Below are 17,211 nucleotides of genomic sequence, written 5' to 3'. Positions count from 1 at the left end.
TTCAATATGCGTCCCCAGGATGTGCGCAACCGGTTTGTCTTTCGTGAAGTCGACCATGCGCTGGTTGCTGGCCACAAACGCGGGAAAGTTCGCCGCGCTGACGCCCAGGCGCCCTGGATACAGACTGTCGCCGGTCAACAGGATGCCCGTCTGCCGATCATAGAGAGTGATGCCCGCCACATCGTGACCGGGAATCGGCATCAGATCCACGATCCGTCCACCCAGGTCGATCTGCGCAAAATCGTCGGGCCAGTTTTTCAGCCCGAAGGCCTTTTGTAATTCCGGAACACTCGCGGCAACGAACTGGACATCGGGCAGGTTCTTGAAGCCGGGATCGCCCGCGGTGTGATCTCCGTGAGAGTGGGAATGAACGACGATGAGCGGAACGGGCTGGGTCCGGCTGTTCCGTTTACTCCATTTCGCGATCAGGTCCATGATCATCGGAGCGGTGTCCACTTTTCCTGCACCCGTGTCTTCGAGCAAGGCTTTATCCTTGCCGAAAATCAGATACAGGAAAGGCTTTTCGAAGTGAATGCAGCCCGACTCCCGGATGATGAAAAAATTCGGGTTGTACTCGTGCACCTGCCAGGCCGGCATCTCCATACACTTCGGGCCGCCTGTCATCCAGCTCTTTGGCAGAACGCCCGGCTCGACAAAAGCGCTTGCCGGAAGCGCGGGTATCGCCGGGGCCGGCGCTTGTGCGAAACCCGCAGCGACGAACAGGACGAGGGGAAAAATCTTCGAAACAAGGGATTTCATCATCGCGATCCTCCGGTCACACCCGCCGCAGGCAGCGCGTTCCATTCCGTCATCGGCATATCGCGGCCCGGGAACGCGACGGCCTTGAACGGCCATTTCGCTTTGACCCAGTCCCGTACCGCTTTCTCGAGTACCGGCTCCAGGCCTGCCTCAATTCCCTGTTTGCTGAATGAAATGCGGACGGTCGCTTCGTATCCTTGCTTCGGGCTGGGATTGATATACACACAAGCCAGCTCGGATTGTTTGTCGGGCGATAAAACACCGTATGCGAATGCCGTGTGGTGTTGGAATTCCCATTCGTGGCGCTTGACCTCTCCATGGTCTTCGGCAATCGTGCTGGAAATCGGCGAAGTCCGGCCCGCCTGATCGACCAGGAATTGATAGTCCGGCGCCAGGATTTCGGGTTGGAGAATATTCCAGACGTAAGTACCGACTTTAGGCGGGCCGGGAACCGCGAACGTTGCCGGAACAAACGGAGTCTTTCCCATCGCAATATCGAGAGACGTCGTTGGCGACGCCACGACAAGATCTTCGGAGCATTTCCCGGCTACGGTACACACGGAGTAATGAATCCAGCGCGGAGCGTCTCCGGTGAAAGTGGCTTCGTACTCATCGCCTGTCTTCACGAACGGAGCTTCCGCCTTCTTTCCATTCAGTGTCGTCTTGAGGACGAACTTATTCCCGGCAATCGCGGTCACCGGCTTCATTCGGAATTTCGTGGGCTGACCTGGAAACCACACCGCAAGATCCTCGACCAGCATGTCCGGCTTTCCATCCGAGTCGATGTCGACTTTCTGTGCATTCGTTGTCCACGAAGCCGGAACGGAGGATGTGATCTTGCTGGCCTGGAACCGCCAGACGTTAGCTGCCCGTCCACCATTCGATAGAAAGACGGAACCGTGCAGCACGCGAAGGGCGTCGCCTCCCGGGCCAACAAACTGATGCGTGACTTTCTCAGCAACCGGATCGATTCGGGATACCGGGATATCTCGCGCCGATACCCAGACGGCGCCCTCACCCGCGGCAATGTCGCCACCGCCTCCGGGGACGCCAACCTGAATCGTAGCGACTACTTTTTTGGTCAACGGATCGATCTTGCTGACCGTCCCCTTGCCCTGGTTCAGCGTCCAGACAAATCCTTCACCGGCCGCCATGAAGCGCGGCGCCGTATCGACCGGAATTTCAGCGATGACCTTATTGGTGGCGGGGTGGATCACCGACACCAGACTCTTCTCGGTGCTGGAGACCCAGACCAATCCATAACCGAACACCGCGGTGAATGAGCCCGGCGCAACTTTGATGAAAGCGGATGCGCCGTTGGTCGCCGGATCAATACGGGCGACCAGTCCTTTCGGGTCGGTCGGCATCCAGATCGAGCCAGCCCCGTAGGCAATTCCGCCTTCGCTGTTGGCGGGACCGACAGGGATTTTCGCCACAACCATGTTGGTTTTCGTATCGATTCGGTAGATGGAATTCTCTGTGCAACTCGGCGCCCAGAGGGTCCCGGCAGCGACGACCAGGCCCGAACACGGCGTTTTCACCGGGACGGTTGCGACAGTCTCATTGGTGTTCGGATCGAGCCGGCTCACCAGATTCTGGCCGCGACTGTTTGTCCACACCTGATCCTCGCCCATGGCGAGCCAGTCCGGACCACCGGTTATCGCGTACTCGGCGTCGGGCACGATCATGGACATCGGGTGCTGGACGCCGGGAATGCCCGGTTTCGGCGGCCGGGGCGCTTGCTGGGAGTAAGCCGGCGCGAGTAAAGTAAGCAACGACAGAGCGTAAGCAATAAGTTTCATAGTCCGTCCTTCACTGCAGGCGTGGTCAAACTCAAGGCTGCGAGCTATCGCGCTTGCGTTTCGCAGACCGCGCCTGCAAGCTCAAGCGATGATGTTGTGAATCACTTCGCCCGCGGTATCCGTCAGCCGGAAATCGCGGCCGCTGTAGTGATAGGTCAGCTTGGTGTGATCGATGCCGAGCAGGTACAGCATCGTGGCGTGCAGATCATGCACGTGAACTTTGTTTTCGACGGCCTTGAAGCCAAACTCGTCCGTAGCGCCGTAGGCCATGCCGCCTTTGATGCCGCCGCCGGCGAGCCACACCGAGAAGCCGAGATGGTTGTGGTCGCGGCCATTGACGACGCCGTCGCCTGCATTTTCATTTGAGATTTGAATCGCCGGCGTCCGGCCGAACTCGGTGCCGCACACGACCAGCGTGTCTTCCAGCATCCCGCGTTGCTTCAAATCCTTGATCAGCGCGCCATATGCCTGATCGGAATCGCGGGCAAGCTTCTTGTAGGTCAGGATGTCGGCGTGCGCATCCCACGGGTCGCCTTTACCGTAGTAGGTTTGCACCATGCGCACACCCTTCTCGGCGAGACGCGCAGCCATCAGGCATCCGAGGGCCGTGCTGCCCGGACCATACATCGCCAGCGTCTCTTTGCTTTCCTTGGTGACGTCGAACACATCGGGCGCCTCGATCTGCATGCGGAACGCGGTTTCCATCGTCTTTATCGATGCTTCGAGGTTCTGATCCTTCTCGCGGATCCGCTGCAAATGCATTTCGTTCAAATGGCGCAGGAACCCGATATCGCGGATTTGCGTCTCGCGATCTTCGGCATTGATGACATTTGGAATAACTCTTTCGGCTTTGAATTTCGTGTCTTCCTGGTACAAGTTGTGGACGACGGTGCCTTGATAGACCGCGGGCAGGAACGCGGAACTCCAGAGCGGGCTGCCGATCGTCAGCGGTTCGGTCGGAGTCAGCACGATGTAGCCCGGCAGATTTTCGTTTTCGGTCCCGAGTCCGTAGGTGATCCACGCACCCATCGAAGGACGGCCAAGAAGATTTGCGCCGGTGTTCATCAGCGTAATAGAAGGTTCGTGGTTCGGAATGTCCGCCCACATGGAGCGGACGACGCAGATATTGTCGGCCACGGCGCCGACGTTCGGCCAGAGTTCGCTCAACTCCAATCCGCTCTGGCCATACTTCTTGAACGCGAAGGGGGATTTCATCAGGTTGCCGGTCTTGCGCTGCGTGAGAATCGCTCCGCCCGGCATCGGCTTGCCGTCGTACTTGTCCAACATCGGCTTGGGATCAAACGTGTCGACGTGAGACACACCGCCGTTCATGAACAGAAAGATCACGCGCTTGGCGCGCGGTTTGAAATGCAATTCCTTGAGCACGCCTCCGGTACCGGACGCGGCGCTGGCAAGGGACGTGTTGAGCATGTTCGACAACGCCAGCAGGCCAAAACCACCACCGAGCATCGATAGCGCCTGGCGCCGGGTCACCGGCATCGGAGTTCTGTGATCACAAGCCATAGAATTTTTCTCCTGTTGTAGGGCGGTCATGCCGCCTAATCCATGTACAAAAACTCGTTGGAGCTCAGCAGCGCCCAACAGAACGACCGGAAGGGCGAATCCTTCAGTTTCTTCGGTGCGTCTTGCGCGTCATCCTTTGCTCCCCTCCTGCCTTTTCCCTTGGTATCCGCTGCAGCCGGATCCGGGGCCGCCACGTCGCTCGCGGGCGCCGTCTCCTGTACCGGCAGCTTTACAAATTCCATCGACGCCGTCAGTTCATCCGGAGTCGGCATTCGCTGATAAACGATCTCGAACGCCAGCTTTACCTGTGCGTCCAGGTCGCCGGCGGGCTTGACGCGGTCAACAAGCATCTCGGCCTGCTTTTGGACGAAAGAGTTATTCAGGAAAAACAAACGCTGCTGAGGAACATTCGTGATGAATCGTTTCTCGGCTGAAATTGTCGCAGTGGGAAGATCAAAAGTGGCCTGGAAGTCGCTGGGATACAACCGGCTGACCTTGGCGTACACGCCGCGGCGCGTCATCTTTTCCGACAAGTCTTCGGAGGGTCCTCCGATTCCTTTCAGGTCCAGAGCTCCTGAAGCCTCAAGCAGGCCGTCCCACACGCCCTCAGAGTCCAACCGCTGGCGATTCGCGCGCCAGAAGAAGCGATTGTCCGCGTCCTTGGCGAGATTCGACTCGACACTTTGAGCGCTGAGCTGATAAGTACGGGACATCAAAATCTCTTTGGTAAGCTTCTTCCACGACATCCCATCCGCCTGGAACTTCGAGGCCAGATACTCGAGAAGTTCCGGGTTGCTTGGGCGATCCCCCGCCATACCAAGGTTGCTTGGCGTATCGATGATTCCGCGGCCCATATTCCAGCCCCAGATCCGATTCACTATGGTGCGCGCGGTGATCGGCTGCCGCACGACTTCTTCGGCGAACTGCAGGCGTCCGCTGCCCTTATCGAAAAGCATGGGTTGCCCGTTATTGAAGATCGAAGGGAATGCGCGGGGCGCATCTTCTCCAAAGGTATACGGATTCCCTCGCGAAAATACTTTAAGGTCCGAAGGTTGCGGGGCGTCCGCGATGCCGTACACAAAGGGATACTGCGCGGGCATGGATTTCTTGAACGCATCGATATCGGCGCGCGCGTGATCGATGTGAGCCTTCAGTTCGGCGCTCAATCGGCGCTCCAAGGCTCCATCCGTGAGCTTCAACAAACCGGGCTTTCTTCTGGGCCCGCCGTCATCCTGAACGACCTCGGCTGTGGCGTCCGGCACGTCCTGATCGAAAACATCCTTCCATAGAAGCGTGTCTTCGCGATCCATGCTTTTCAGATCGATCTGATACCGGTTCAATTGCCGCTTCAAACCATTGGGCAACGGATCGTACGGGTCGTCCTTGTCCTTCGACTGAGCCAGCGTCATCTCATTTTCCTTATCGAGCTTGAGGTACTTCTGGTTCAGGTCCGATACCTTCAGATAGAACTCGTGAGCGAGCCTCCTGGCCTCGTCCTCTTTGCCGTTGCGCGCAACCATTTCCTGCCACGCCTTGAGGGCCGAATAGTTATCCGGCTTTTTCTTGAGGAATCTCACCCAGCGATCAAGAATCTCGGGATCCACTTTCGATTCCTCGGCAATGCTCTCGACGGTAGATCGCTTCTGCGTGCTCAGCTTCCACGCGGCCATCATGTAATCTTCGGTCTCGGCAAAGAGAACTTGAGCGTAAAGGGCGGAGGCGTCGTCCTGGAACTTCTTGAGATCGGCGTTCTTCCGCTCGAGAACCTTGTTTTGTTTCTCGTATTCATCGACCACGGATTGGGGAACGCGCGGATATGCTTTGAACTGAGAGCTGGCAAAGATGCTGGCAACCTGATAGTAGTCGCGGGAATAGATCGCGTCGTACTTGTGGTCGTGGCATCGGGCGCATCCGACGGTCAAGCCGAGAAAGGCTTTCGTGGTGACGTCGACTTTATCGTGCCATTCATCAGCACGTTCGATCGGGGCAGGGCTGGCATGAAAAATCCAGATCCCGTTTCCGTTCATGCCAAGCGCTGGAATGTATTTGTCCCGGATTTTCTCATCGAGCAGATCCGCGGCGACCTGAGCCTTGACGAACATGTCGTAAGGAATGTCGTCGTTCAGTGAGCGGATCAGCCAGTCGCGGTAGAGATAGGCGAAGGTATACTTTTCGGCGCGATCGGGCTGTTTTCCCACGCGGTAGTCATCTTCACCATAGCGGACGACGTCCATCCAATGCCGCGCCCATTTCTCGCCGTACTGAGGAGAGGCCAGCAGGCGGTCGACGACCTTCTCCCACGCATTGGGCGACTTATCGTTTTCGAATGCTTTGACCTCGTCATATGCCGGCATCAACCCCGTCAGGTCATAAGTGACCCGCCGCAGAAGAGTTCGGCGATCCGCGGTTGACGCCGGTTTCAGGCCTTCTTTTTCAAGTTTTGCCAGAACGAAGCGGTCGATATCGTTGACCGGCCAGGCCGTATCCTTGACCTTCGGCGGTGCCGGATGCTGGAGCGGCTGAATCGACCAGAGGTGCTTCTGCTCCGCCGTGTATTCCTTCTTCGCAGTCTTGTCGGACGGCCAATAGGCGCCGTCTTTAATCCACATCGCAACATCGTCGATCTGGGCATCGGTCAACCGGGTGCCGCTTTTGGGCATCTTCAGTGTGCCGCTGTGCTTGATTGCGGCAAGCAGAAGACTCTTATCGGGGTCGCCGGGAACAACAGCCGGACCGGAGCCGCCGCCCTTCAGGACGTCGTCCCGTGAGTCCAGCCGCAGCCCGCCGCTCTTCGAATTGGTGTGGCAGGCAAAGCACTGCTGGGCAAGCAGGGGACGGATGTGATTTTCGAAGAACTCCTCACGCACTGAATCCGGTTTCGCTCCTCCCGCAACCATCGCAGTTTGAGAAGGCTGCGGGGCTCCGTCCTTGATCCAGGCGCTGATGTCGGCGATTTGCGCATCCGTCAGGCGCGATCCGCCAAGCGGCATCTTGAGCATGCCGGTCTGCTTAACGGCGGTGACCAGCAAACTCTTGTCCGGATCGCCCGGAACAATGGCCGGGCCCGACTTCCCGCCTTTGAGAATGCCGTCGGGCGTGTCCAATCGCAAGCCGCCGCGCGCCGATTCGCCATGGCAGCCGAAACAGTTCTCCGCCAGCAATGGCCGGACGTTCTTCTCAAACAACTCGAGCGGATTTGCCGCCTGCGCCTGAAGTAAAAGAGCAGGCTGGAGGAACAGCACGGAACCCAACACAGTCAACGTGCGAAAAATGCGCTTCATCTGGATGCCTCCTGTAGGCACGGTCATGACTCAGGGCTTGCGCGCTGCCGCGCTTGCGCTTCGCCGACCGCGCCTACATCTAGAACGTCAGCCGCAAAGCGGCCTGCAGGACGCGCGGAGCCGTGGTGGACGCCGTGCTCTTGATTTCGCCGAATGTCACCGATCCGAATGCAGCCGTTCCGCCGGCCGTCGTACTGCCTGCCAGCTGTCCGACGCTCAGCGACGGATTGGAGAAAGTTTCGGTATTCATCAGGTTGTAAGCCTCTACGCGGAAGCTCAGCTGCTTTCCTTCACTGACCTTGAACGACTTGCTTATGGCCATATCGTCATTCCAGTAGTGCAATCCGCGCAGGATGCCGCGATAACCAACCTGGCCCGCGTAGCCCGGAACGAAGTCCGCGCTGACATTGGTGTTGGCGAAGATGCTTGGAATTCCGAGTTGATCGAACTGCAAATGATTCGCCGGAACCGAAGTGATACCGGGGGCAAGCATGCAATACGACGAGGAGTGGTAGTTCGTATTGAACTGGGATGTCGCCGAGCAAGTAATGGGGTTGCCGGTGTGGAAACTGAACAGCGTGCTGACCTGCCATCCGCCGATAATTCCATCCACAATCTTCGGAGTGTTATTGAACAGGGACTTGCCCTTACCGACGGGAAGCGCAAGCACCGCGTTTGCATTCACCGCGTGGCGGGCGTCATAGTCGCCCGGCCCCATTCCGCAGCGGGGACAAAACGAGTTCTGTATGTTGGTGCCGCCGCTGGATTCTGAAGCAGAACCGTTATCGATGGCGTGAGACCAGGTGTAGTTGAAGTCATAACCCCAACCGTTGGAGACCCTGCGGCGCAGGGTAACGGTCATGGCGTGAAATGCCGACTGACCGAAGTTCGAGTAGGCATAGACACCGGAGGACTGCACGGGAAAGAACGTGTTGCAGCCATAGATGACAAGACAGCCGCCGTTAGGCTGGCGGATCCGGTCCACGTCGTTGATCGTGTCCGTCCAACTTCCCGCATACTTGGAGTAAACGTCATAGTACAGGTTGGCAGAGGCGCTGCCGGTAATGTAGTTGTTCGCGAGGGCCGGCATGATGTTCTCCACGAACGGTTGCAGGGGAATGAGGCTCGGGTTGGCCTTGACCTGTGCGGTCGTCACGCCGGAGTAATAGATATCCGCGAGAACCTTCGCCGCCTGAGTGAAGGGCTCCTTCGATTTCGGATCCACGAAATTCTCAAGGGGCTGGCCGTAATCCGGTTTCACGATCGCGCGGTGAGCCAGACGCCCCGCATATCCGACCTCGATGCTCATATGCCCGGGGAGCGGCCTGGCGTAATTGGCGCTGAGAATGTACTGATAGGGCGCTTTCAGATTGCTTTGAACGTTGGTGAAAGAGGTAAAGCCGCCGATGAGGAGCGGGGGCGTGAACGGGAACGCCCCTCCGGTTGCAGTGGCCAGGTGTGTCAGCGTCGCCGGTGTGCCATCGTAACGCGGGCTGCTGGAATAATCGGTGTTCGCGACCTGTTGAACGGCTGTCGACAGGCCCGGCGAGCCGCTGCTCGAGAATTGAGCGCCCATGGCGTTCCCGTAGTTGTCATATATCAGTGAGGCGCCGGTCCGGAGGACGCTTCCGCTGCCCAGGATCTTTTCGAGCATTGAGCCGCTGGTTGGTGAGTAGGCGAGCGCGAGCCGCGGCGCCCAGTCCTTCTTGTCCTGCGGATAATAGCCGGGGCCGTGATTGACCGGGCCGCCGATCTGATAGGTAATAATGGAGTTGGGCACCGCGTAGTTGGGAATACCCGCCAACGCCCCGGCAACCCGCTGTGAGAAAAATGCGCTGATCGGAGTCTGCGGAACAACCTCAACGCCGTTCTCCTCGTATGGAACGCCATACAACGAGTAGCGCAGACCCGAAATCAGGGTCAGGTTGGACTTCACTTTCCAGGTATCCTGAAAATACCATTCCGGAGAACGCGAGTTGAAATCCCTGGTTACAGGCGCTCCAAACGGAATCGGCTGGCCGTTGATGCCGAAGTTATAAGTGGCGCTGCCGCCGTTCAACATGCCGAAGATCGCACCGAACGCAGCGAGCGTGTTCGCATTCGAGGAGAGCGCAGCTCCGGGAATCGTCTTCTGGATGTAGGCGGTGACATCGTTGGTGATGTCGTTGCCGAGGCCCAGGAGCACACCTGAACTGAAGCTGTAGCTGGGCTCGTTATTGGCGCTTGTGGTCAGGTTCTTGGACTCAATGTAACTGAAGCCCGCCTGAATCGTGTGCTTGGTTCTGGTCCACGTGATGTCGTCGGTAAGGTTGGGAGTCGGCGCAATGCGTATACTCGCTCGCGTGGTCGGAAGCAGCGTCGTAAATCCGAAGCTGGGGACGACATTCAGTGAGCCGGTGCTTGTGTTGCCCAGACGCGTGTAACCGTAGGTGAACGCATTCACAAGGCTGGGAGTCACCACATAGGTGTAATGAAGGGAAAGCCCCCTCGAATTGTCCAGAGTCTGCTGCACCGACTGCCCGCCCGGGAATAGCGCCAGACCCGCAGAGGGAACAGTGGAATCGCCGACCAGCGTTCCGCGTAGCGAGACGGTGTGCTTGCTGGCGCTGTCGACGATGTAATCGAGCTTGGCCACCTGTACGTGATTGTTCAAAGGCTGCGCCGCGTTGAATAGCAAAGTATTGAAGTTCAGGCCCTTGTCGGAAGCGCCGAGAGGGTTATTCCCGGACGGGTACTGTTGGATCAAATTGGTGATGTACGGGTTTTCTCCGATTCCGAGCGGATCCAACGCCTTCACATCGGCCGGCGTCAGGTTAACCGTCTGTCCGCTCTTCAGAAGCACCTTGACGATGCCCTGCTTCAGCGAATCGCTCGGAACGGTGGCAGTCGCGGAGGACTGGCTGCGGTCCTTGCGGCCTTCCCAGTTATAGAAGAAAAACAGCTTGTTCTTTTTGATCGGGCCGCCCAGCGAAGCGCCATATTGATTGCGTATCAGCGCAGGACGCGCGACATGAGCCCGGTTACTGAACCAGTCGTTGGCTTCGAAGTCGGTGTTGCGGTTGTATTCATAGGCCGATCCGTGAAATGCGTTGGTGCCGCTCTTGGTGACAATGGAAACCTGTCCGCCTGCGGTGTGGCCAAGGTCTGCGCCTTGTCCGGCGATCGTGGTGCGAAATTCCTGAACGGAATCGAGCGGAATTTGAAGCACCGAATTGAATCCGTCCGACCCCCGGTTGTCGTTGACGTTGGCGCCATCGAGGACCACATTGTTCTGGTCCGGCCGCGATCCCAGCACCTGCCCCGACGACGCAACGCCGGGTTCGGCGCTCAGCAGCGCCACCACGTTGCGAGTCTGAAGGGGAAGCTCAATGACCTGCTTCTCGGTGAACGGATTTCCGACCGTCGCGTCCTGCGTATTGACCGTCGTCGTCTCGGCCATGACATTGACGACGTCGGTGGCCTGGCCGACCGCGAGTTCCAGATTCAGCGTTGCAGGCTGTCCGACTTGAAGGATAACCTGCGAAACTTTTGTGGTGAATCCAGGCAGCTGAACTTCAACCTTATAGGGCCCGGGCAGCACTTGAAGAAACTTGTAGGCCCCCAGTTCGTCGGTCAACTCCTGGCGTGTCGCAGACGTTTCCGTATTTGTAATGGTCACAGCAGCGCCGGGCACGATGGCGCTCGTTGGATCGGTGATGAGACCCTGAAGAGAACTGGTCTGGGCCGCCAACGGCGAGACCGCGATAACAAAAATTGCAGAAATAATTATGAATAGGGTGATGAGATGCCGGTGATGCACACAAGCCTCCTTGAGTTTTTTCGATGGCAACAGGAGATCAGTCAGACTTGTGACGGGCCGACGGGATGGCCGCTGAATTCAAACCGGAAAAACAATGACGTGGAACAACGTAGTCGAAGCTACCTACAAGGGTGGAGAAACCAACTGGGCGCAGTCTGCACTAAATCGTTCTGCAGTGTCAACGATTTTTATGTAGTCGCGGATTTTAGTTAGCGGCTGTTTTCAAATGTGTGAACGCAGGCTATAGCCCGCAACTACGCGAGTAAACGGACATCTGCGATTCGGCTTGTTGTCCTTCCAGCGGAGGAGTTAAGATCCATCGCAAGCGCAACTTATGTAAAGGCAGGGGCAGATGAGTACACGAGGACAGTTGACTCGCTGGCTATTGATCTCGCTAACGTTCCTGATGATATTCGCCGCGGTACTTTCGCAGGTGATGGAGGCGATCGGTGATCCCGCGGTCGTCGCCGCTGCAAGAGATGGTGACTTCGAGGCGGTGCACACGCTGCTCGTCAGGCATGCCGATGTCAACGAGACGGCGCGCGACGGCTCCACGGCGCTGCTTTGGGCCGTATACCACTCGGATCTGCCGATGGTGCGCGCGTTGATCGCGGCCGGCGCAAACTTCACGACGTCCAACCACTACGGCGTCACTCCCCTGCTGCAGGCCAGCCGGACGGGTGATACGCCGATGATTGCGGAACTGCTGAAGGCGGGCGCGAATGTCGCCCGAGCCGTACACCCCGAGGGCGAGACACCTCTGATGGCTGCGGCGCGGACCGGCAAGCTCGACGCTGTCGAACTGTTGCTCGAGGCGGGTTCCGATCCGAACGCCTCCGAGAACTACCAACAGGAAACGGCGCTGATGTGGGCTGCAGAAGAAGGGCACGTCGACGTCGTTAATGCGCTTCTCGCCGCGAAAGCCAATCCGAACGCCAAGGCGCACGTTTCATCACTCACAACGCGGAAGAACGCAGACCATCCTACAGGCGGCTTCACGGCGCTGATGTTCGCGGTACGCAACGGGCATGAGAACGTGGTGCGGGCGCTCGTCAAGGGCGGCGCCGATTTGAAAGCCACGAACGGCGATGGCGTCACCGCGACATCGATCGCGATCGTCAACGACCGCTTCGACCTGGCGAAGATCCTGCTCGACCTCGGAGCCGATCCAAACGACGGCGCGCTTTTCTTCGCCGTCGACATGCACGACGCGACGACCGACATGCGCGCCCACGACGGCTCGCGCCTTCGCGCCGATCATCCCAATCAGCTCACGGCGCTCGACCTTGTCGGTCTGCTGCTCGAGCGCGGCGCCGATCCCAACAAACCGTTTGTCGGCGCAATCCACAATACCTCGCTGTGCTGCGATGCGGAGCAAAACGCGTCGCCGTTCTTCCGGGCGGCGATCGCCGCCGATGTCGAAGCGCTCAAGCTGATGATCCGGCATGGGGCGAAACTCGAGTGGAGCCCGGCGGAGGTCAATAAGAAAAAGGATGGTGAGGCCGCCGCCGGCGGCGGTGGTGGACGCGGCGCGAACGCCAATGTCGGCAAAACGCCGGCGATGATGGCGCTGGCCGGCGGCCGCGGCGCCGCATTCGCTGCCGGGCCCGGATTTGAACGGTTAATCGCGCCTCCATATCGCGAAGCGGCGAGCCGCGACCCGGGTGAAGCGCTAAAAGTACTGCTCGACGCCGGGGCCAATCCGAATGCAAAGACAACCGATGGCGCGTCGCTTCTTCATCAGGCCGTTACGGCGCGCCGGACCGACATGATTCGCGCCCTAGTGACCGCAGGCGCCAGTCTCGACGCCGTGAACAAGGACAACCTGACCCCGCTGCTGCTGGCCGAAAAACCCGAACCGCCGCCACCGCCGGGGAACAATACCGATGCGCGCGCCTGGCGTCCCCGGCGCGATTCGCGCGAAGACGTCATCGCCACGTTGCGCGAAGTGATGCACCTCGGACCGAATGATCCGGCGCCCGTGCCGCCGCCACTGCCGGAACAACCGAAGAAGGCCGCGGAGACGAAATGACAAAGCTGGTCGTTGGTATCGCCATTGCCTGTGTCGCTGTAGGCGCGGTCGGCGGAGCGCAAGCCCGGCAGGGCGCAGCCTCAAGTTATTCCCGCGCGTCTTTCGGTGAATCAACGAAAACCGCGCGGTCCGCGGAGCGCAAGCCCGCTAGCGCGCAGCCTGAACAACAGACCGCGCCTACAGACGCGCAAAAGTATCGCGCATTCGTAAACCAGTACTGCGTCAGCTGTCATAGCGCGAAGAGCGCGCAGCCGGCATCTCATCCTGTCGATCTGGAGAAGGCCAGCCTCGACGACCCTCTGGCCGACGCGGCGACCTGGGAACGCGTGCTGCGCAAGCTGAGCGTCCGCGCCATGCCGCCGCAAAACATGCCGCGGCCGCAGGAAAGCGATTACGCCGCCTTCACCGCATGGCTTGCGAACTCACTGGATCGCGGCTGGGCAGCGCGCGGTACTGTGCCTGGCCTCTATGTGGTTCACCGCTTGAACCGCACGGAGTACGGTAACGCCGTGCGCGACCTGCTGGCGCTCGATGTGGACGTCACTTCCCTGCTGCCGAGCGACAACGCCGACTTCGGCTTCGACAATATTGCGGCGGCGCTGAAGACATCCCCGATACTGCTTGAACGCTACGTCACCGCGGCTCAACGCATCAGCACGCTGGCCGTGGGCAACCCGAAAGCGGCTCCCGGCACAGCCGAATACCCGATCAGCCGCGAGTTCAGTCAGAACGCCTATATCGAGGGCCTGCCGCTCGGCACGCGTGGCGGGACCATCGTGCATCACATCTTTCCGGCGGATGGCGAGTACAAACTGGCCGCGCGCCTGTTCCGTGGCGTGGAAGAAGGATACGTCGGCGTTGAAGGCAACGACACGCCGCACACATTTGTGATCACCATCGACGGTGAAGAAGTGTTTTCGACGACGATCGGCGGCCCTAAGGATCACGAAGCCCAGAGCAAGTCGCTCACCGAAATGAAACCGGTCGTGGATGCCAGAATGACGACGCGCGTCAAGGTGACTGCCGGCCCGCACGATGTCGGCTTCACGTGGCGCGAGCGTCCGGCGGAGAAGCAGGACGTCTGGCAGCCGGCCCTGCGCGATAGCCAGGAAATCCACATGGTGGCCGGAATACCGAAGATCCGCACGGCCCTGATCGAAGGTCCATACAATGTCACGGGAGTCAGCGCGTCGCCCAGCCGCGATCGCATCTTCATCTGCAAACCCGTTTCGGCCGATGCTAAAGACCAGGCAGCCTGTGCCGAGCGCATCCTGACCAACCTGGCGCGGCGGGCCTATCGCCGGCCGGTTACAGCCGACGACGTGCAGGCGCCGCTCGACTTTTATCGTCAGGCTCGCCAGAACGACGAAACGTTCGACGCGGGCATCCGGGCCGGCCTGGCTCGTGTGCTGTCGAGCACTTCGTTCATCTACCGGATGGAAAACGATGCTCCCAATGTCCGGCCAGGAGCCGCGCATCCGGTAACTGATGTGGAGTTGGCGTCGCGTCTGTCGTTCTTCCTGTGGAGCAGCATCCCGGACGACAGCTTGCTGAACCTGGCCGCGGCGGGCCGTCTCCGCCAGCCGGGCGTGCTTGCGGCGCAGGTGAAGCGGATGATCGCGGACGAGCGGTCGAATGCGCTCGTGAGCAACTTCACCGGCCAGTGGCTGCAACTGCGCAACCTTGAGTCGAAGGTCGGGCCGGACCTTTTGTTGTTTCCCGATTTCGACGACAACATCCGCAAGGGCTTCCGCCGCGAAACGGAAATGCTTTTCGGCCACATCCTGCGCAACGATCGGAGCCTGCTCGAGCTGATGAGCGCCGACTACACGTTCATCAACGAACGCCTGGCGAAGCATTACGGCATTCCGGGCGTTTACGGTGAGCGCTTCCGTCAGGTCCAGCTGACGGACCCCAACCGCTTCGGCCTGCTCGGGCACGGCAGTGTCCTGTCGCTCACGTCTGTGGCCACTCGGACATCGCCGGTCTTTCGTGGCGCATATATATTGACGACGTTCCTGAACACACCGCCGCAGCCGCCTCCTCCGAACGTGCCGACGCTGGAGGAGAGCAACAAAGGGAAGGAGTCGGCAGCGCCGAAGTCGGTGCGCGATCAACTCGAGCTGCACCGCAGCAACCCGGCTTGTTCGGGCTGCCACCGGGTGATCGACCCTCCCGGCTTCGCTCTCGAACACTTCAACTCGGTCGGGCAGTGGCGCGACGCGATGTCCAATGGAGCGCAGATCGACGCCAACGGCGTCCTTGCCGATGGCACCAGAATTGGCGGACCTGTCGAACTTCGACAGGCCATTCTCAGCCGGCCGGAAGCTTTCGCCGGCCTGATCACTGAGCGTATGATGGTCTATGCTTTAGGTCGTGGCCTGGAGCCGTCCGACATGCCGGTCGTTCGAAGCATTGTCCGGAAGTCGGCGCCGAATGGCTACCGTCTGAGCACCATCGTTGAAGGCATTATCGAAAGCGCGCCGTTCCAAATGCGAACGCGCCTGGATTCAAGCGCGACAGCGCGCAGCACCAAAAATGATGGACCAACAGGAGAGTAGACCATGATCATCACGAAGAGGCATCTGTCCCGCCGCACCTTCCTGCGCGGCGCTCTGGGCACAACAGTCGCGCTGCCGATGCTCGATGCGATGGCGCCGGCTCTGACAGCGCAATCGAAAACGGCTGCCGCTCCGTTCCGGTTCGGCACGGTGTACTTGCCCTGCGGAATCTATCCGGACACCTGGCATCCCGAGGCCGCGGGCTCCGGCTTCGCGTTCAAGCAGGTGATGCAGCCGGTCGAAAAGCACCGCTCGCACCTGGTCACAATCAGCAACCTGACCGCTCCATGGGGCGAGTCGGTGCACGTCGGCGCCAGCACGGCGTTCCTGAACGGCGTGGGTCCGGCAGGTGACCGCGACGGCACCGGTGATATGTTCGGCAAGATCCAGTCCAAGAAGACGCTTGACCAGTACATCGCCGACATGGTGGCGGAGGACACGCCGCTGCGGTCGATTGAGGTGGGCACCGAGGACATGGGAACCTCCGTCGGTGCGTGCGACGGCTTTCCGTGTACGTTCTTCAACACTCTGGCGTGGCGTACGGACAGCAGTCCGCTGCCGGTGGCCATCAACCCGCGCGTCACCTTCGAGCGGATGTTCGGCGAGGCCGGGTCGCCCGAGGAGCGTTCCGCCCGGCTCAAGGAAAGACAGAGCCTGCTCGACTCGGTCAGCGGCGAAACCCGCCGCCTGAAGGGCACGCTCGGCGCGCCCGACCGCGTGATTTTCGACGAGTACCTCAACAACATCCGGGACGTTGAGCTGCAGCTCGAACGCATGGAAAAGCGGCTTGGCACGATCACGGGCATTCCCGATGCGCCGGTCGGACTCCCCGAGGCGTTTGACGACCACATGTCGATCACCTACGATCTGATGCATCTCGCGCTGCAAGGCGACATCAGTCGCGTGTTCACCTTCATGATCGGGCACGAGCCGACCGATCGCAGTTACGCGCAGCTCGGAATTCCCGAAACGCACCACAGTATGTCGCACCACGGAAACGATCCCGAAAAGATGGCGAAGTACGCCAAAATCGGTACCTATCATGTGGCCAAGCTGTCCGAGTTCATCGAGAAGATGAAAGCGACGCCGGACGGCGACGGCAGCCTGCTCGACCACTCCTTGATCTACTTCGGGAGCGGCATGAGCAACGGCAATCTCCACGACCGCAGCAACCCGCCCGCCCTGCTGCTGGGCGGCGCGTACGGCAAACTGAAAGGCGATCGCCACATCGTGGCCAAAAAGGAACCGACCGCGAACCTCCTGCTCGCGATCGCCCACCTCTACGGCGCGCAGATCGACAAGTTTGGAGCCAGCACCGGACGGCTGGATCTGTAGAACGGGAATAGCCGCAAAAGGCACATAGCAGAACACAAGACATCACCAAGACCTCACGTTTTGTGCTTTTTGTGTTCTGCTATGTGCCTTTTGTGGCTATTCCCCGCTTTGTTGGCAG

At 59.6% G+C, this 17,211-nt stretch carries 8 protein-coding genes; 3 read left to right on the top strand and 5 right to left on the bottom strand.

Features of this window, described 5'->3' with window-relative positions; genetic code table 11:
* The 5 genes from VGK48_21630 to VGK48_21610 form a co-directional block, all read right to left on the bottom strand.
* A partial coding sequence (locus VGK48_21630) for an MBL fold metallo-hydrolase (GenBank protein ID HEY2383784.1) occupies window positions 1–762 on the bottom strand: 762 nt, incomplete at its 3' end.
* A complete protein-coding gene (locus VGK48_21625) occupies window positions 759–2,561 on the bottom strand; it encodes a YncE family protein (GenBank protein HEY2383783.1) in 1,803 nt (600 codons plus the stop codon). The genes VGK48_21630 and VGK48_21625, both read right to left, overlap by 4 nt.
* Window positions 2,562–2,642: 81 nt before the next feature.
* Window positions 2,643–4,085: a DUF1501 domain-containing protein gene (locus tag VGK48_21620; protein HEY2383782.1), complete on the bottom strand. Its 1,443-nt coding sequence runs from the start codon at window positions 4,083–4,085 to the stop codon at window positions 2,643–2,645.
* A 35-nt stretch (window positions 4,086–4,120) separates the two neighbouring features.
* Window positions 4,121–7,366: a DUF1549 domain-containing protein gene (locus tag VGK48_21615; GenBank protein ID HEY2383781.1), complete on the bottom strand. Its 3,246-nt coding sequence runs from the start codon at window positions 7,364–7,366 to the stop codon at window positions 4,121–4,123.
* Between the two features lie 79 nt (window positions 7,367–7,445).
* Window positions 7,446–11,165 carry a TonB-dependent receptor gene (locus tag VGK48_21610; protein ID HEY2383780.1) on the bottom strand — a complete coding sequence of 1,240 codons (3,720 nt, stop codon included), beginning with the start codon at window positions 11,163–11,165 and terminating at the stop codon, window positions 7,446–7,448.
* A gap of 352 nt (window positions 11,166–11,517) precedes the next feature.
* On the opposite strand from VGK48_21610, the gene VGK48_21605 reads away from it, so the two are divergent.
* Genes VGK48_21605 through VGK48_21595 form a run of 3 tightly spaced genes read left to right on the top strand, consistent with a single transcriptional unit; the run spans window position 11,518 to window position 17,093 of the window.
* On the top strand, window positions 11,518–13,197 hold the full coding sequence (locus tag VGK48_21605) for an ankyrin repeat domain-containing protein (GenBank protein HEY2383779.1): 1,680 nt from the start codon (window positions 11,518–11,520) through the stop codon (window positions 13,195–13,197).
* A complete protein-coding gene (locus VGK48_21600; protein HEY2383778.1) occupies window positions 13,194–15,758 on the top strand; it encodes a DUF1592 domain-containing protein in 2,565 nt (854 codons plus the stop codon). The genes VGK48_21605 and VGK48_21600 overlap by 4 nt, the downstream gene beginning before the upstream one ends.
* Window positions 15,759–15,761: 3 nt before the next feature.
* Entirely contained in the window at window positions 15,762–17,093 is a 1,332-nt protein-coding gene (locus VGK48_21595; GenBank protein HEY2383777.1) for a DUF1552 domain-containing protein, read from the top strand.
* The last annotated feature ends 118 nt before the right edge of the window (window positions 17,094–17,211 follow it).

Source organism: Terriglobia bacterium (assembly GCA_036496425.1).
GTDB lineage: Bacteria > Acidobacteriota > Terriglobia > 20CM-2-55-15 > 20CM-2-55-15 > 20CM-2-55-15.
This window is presented reverse-complemented; position numbering and strand designations above follow the sequence as displayed.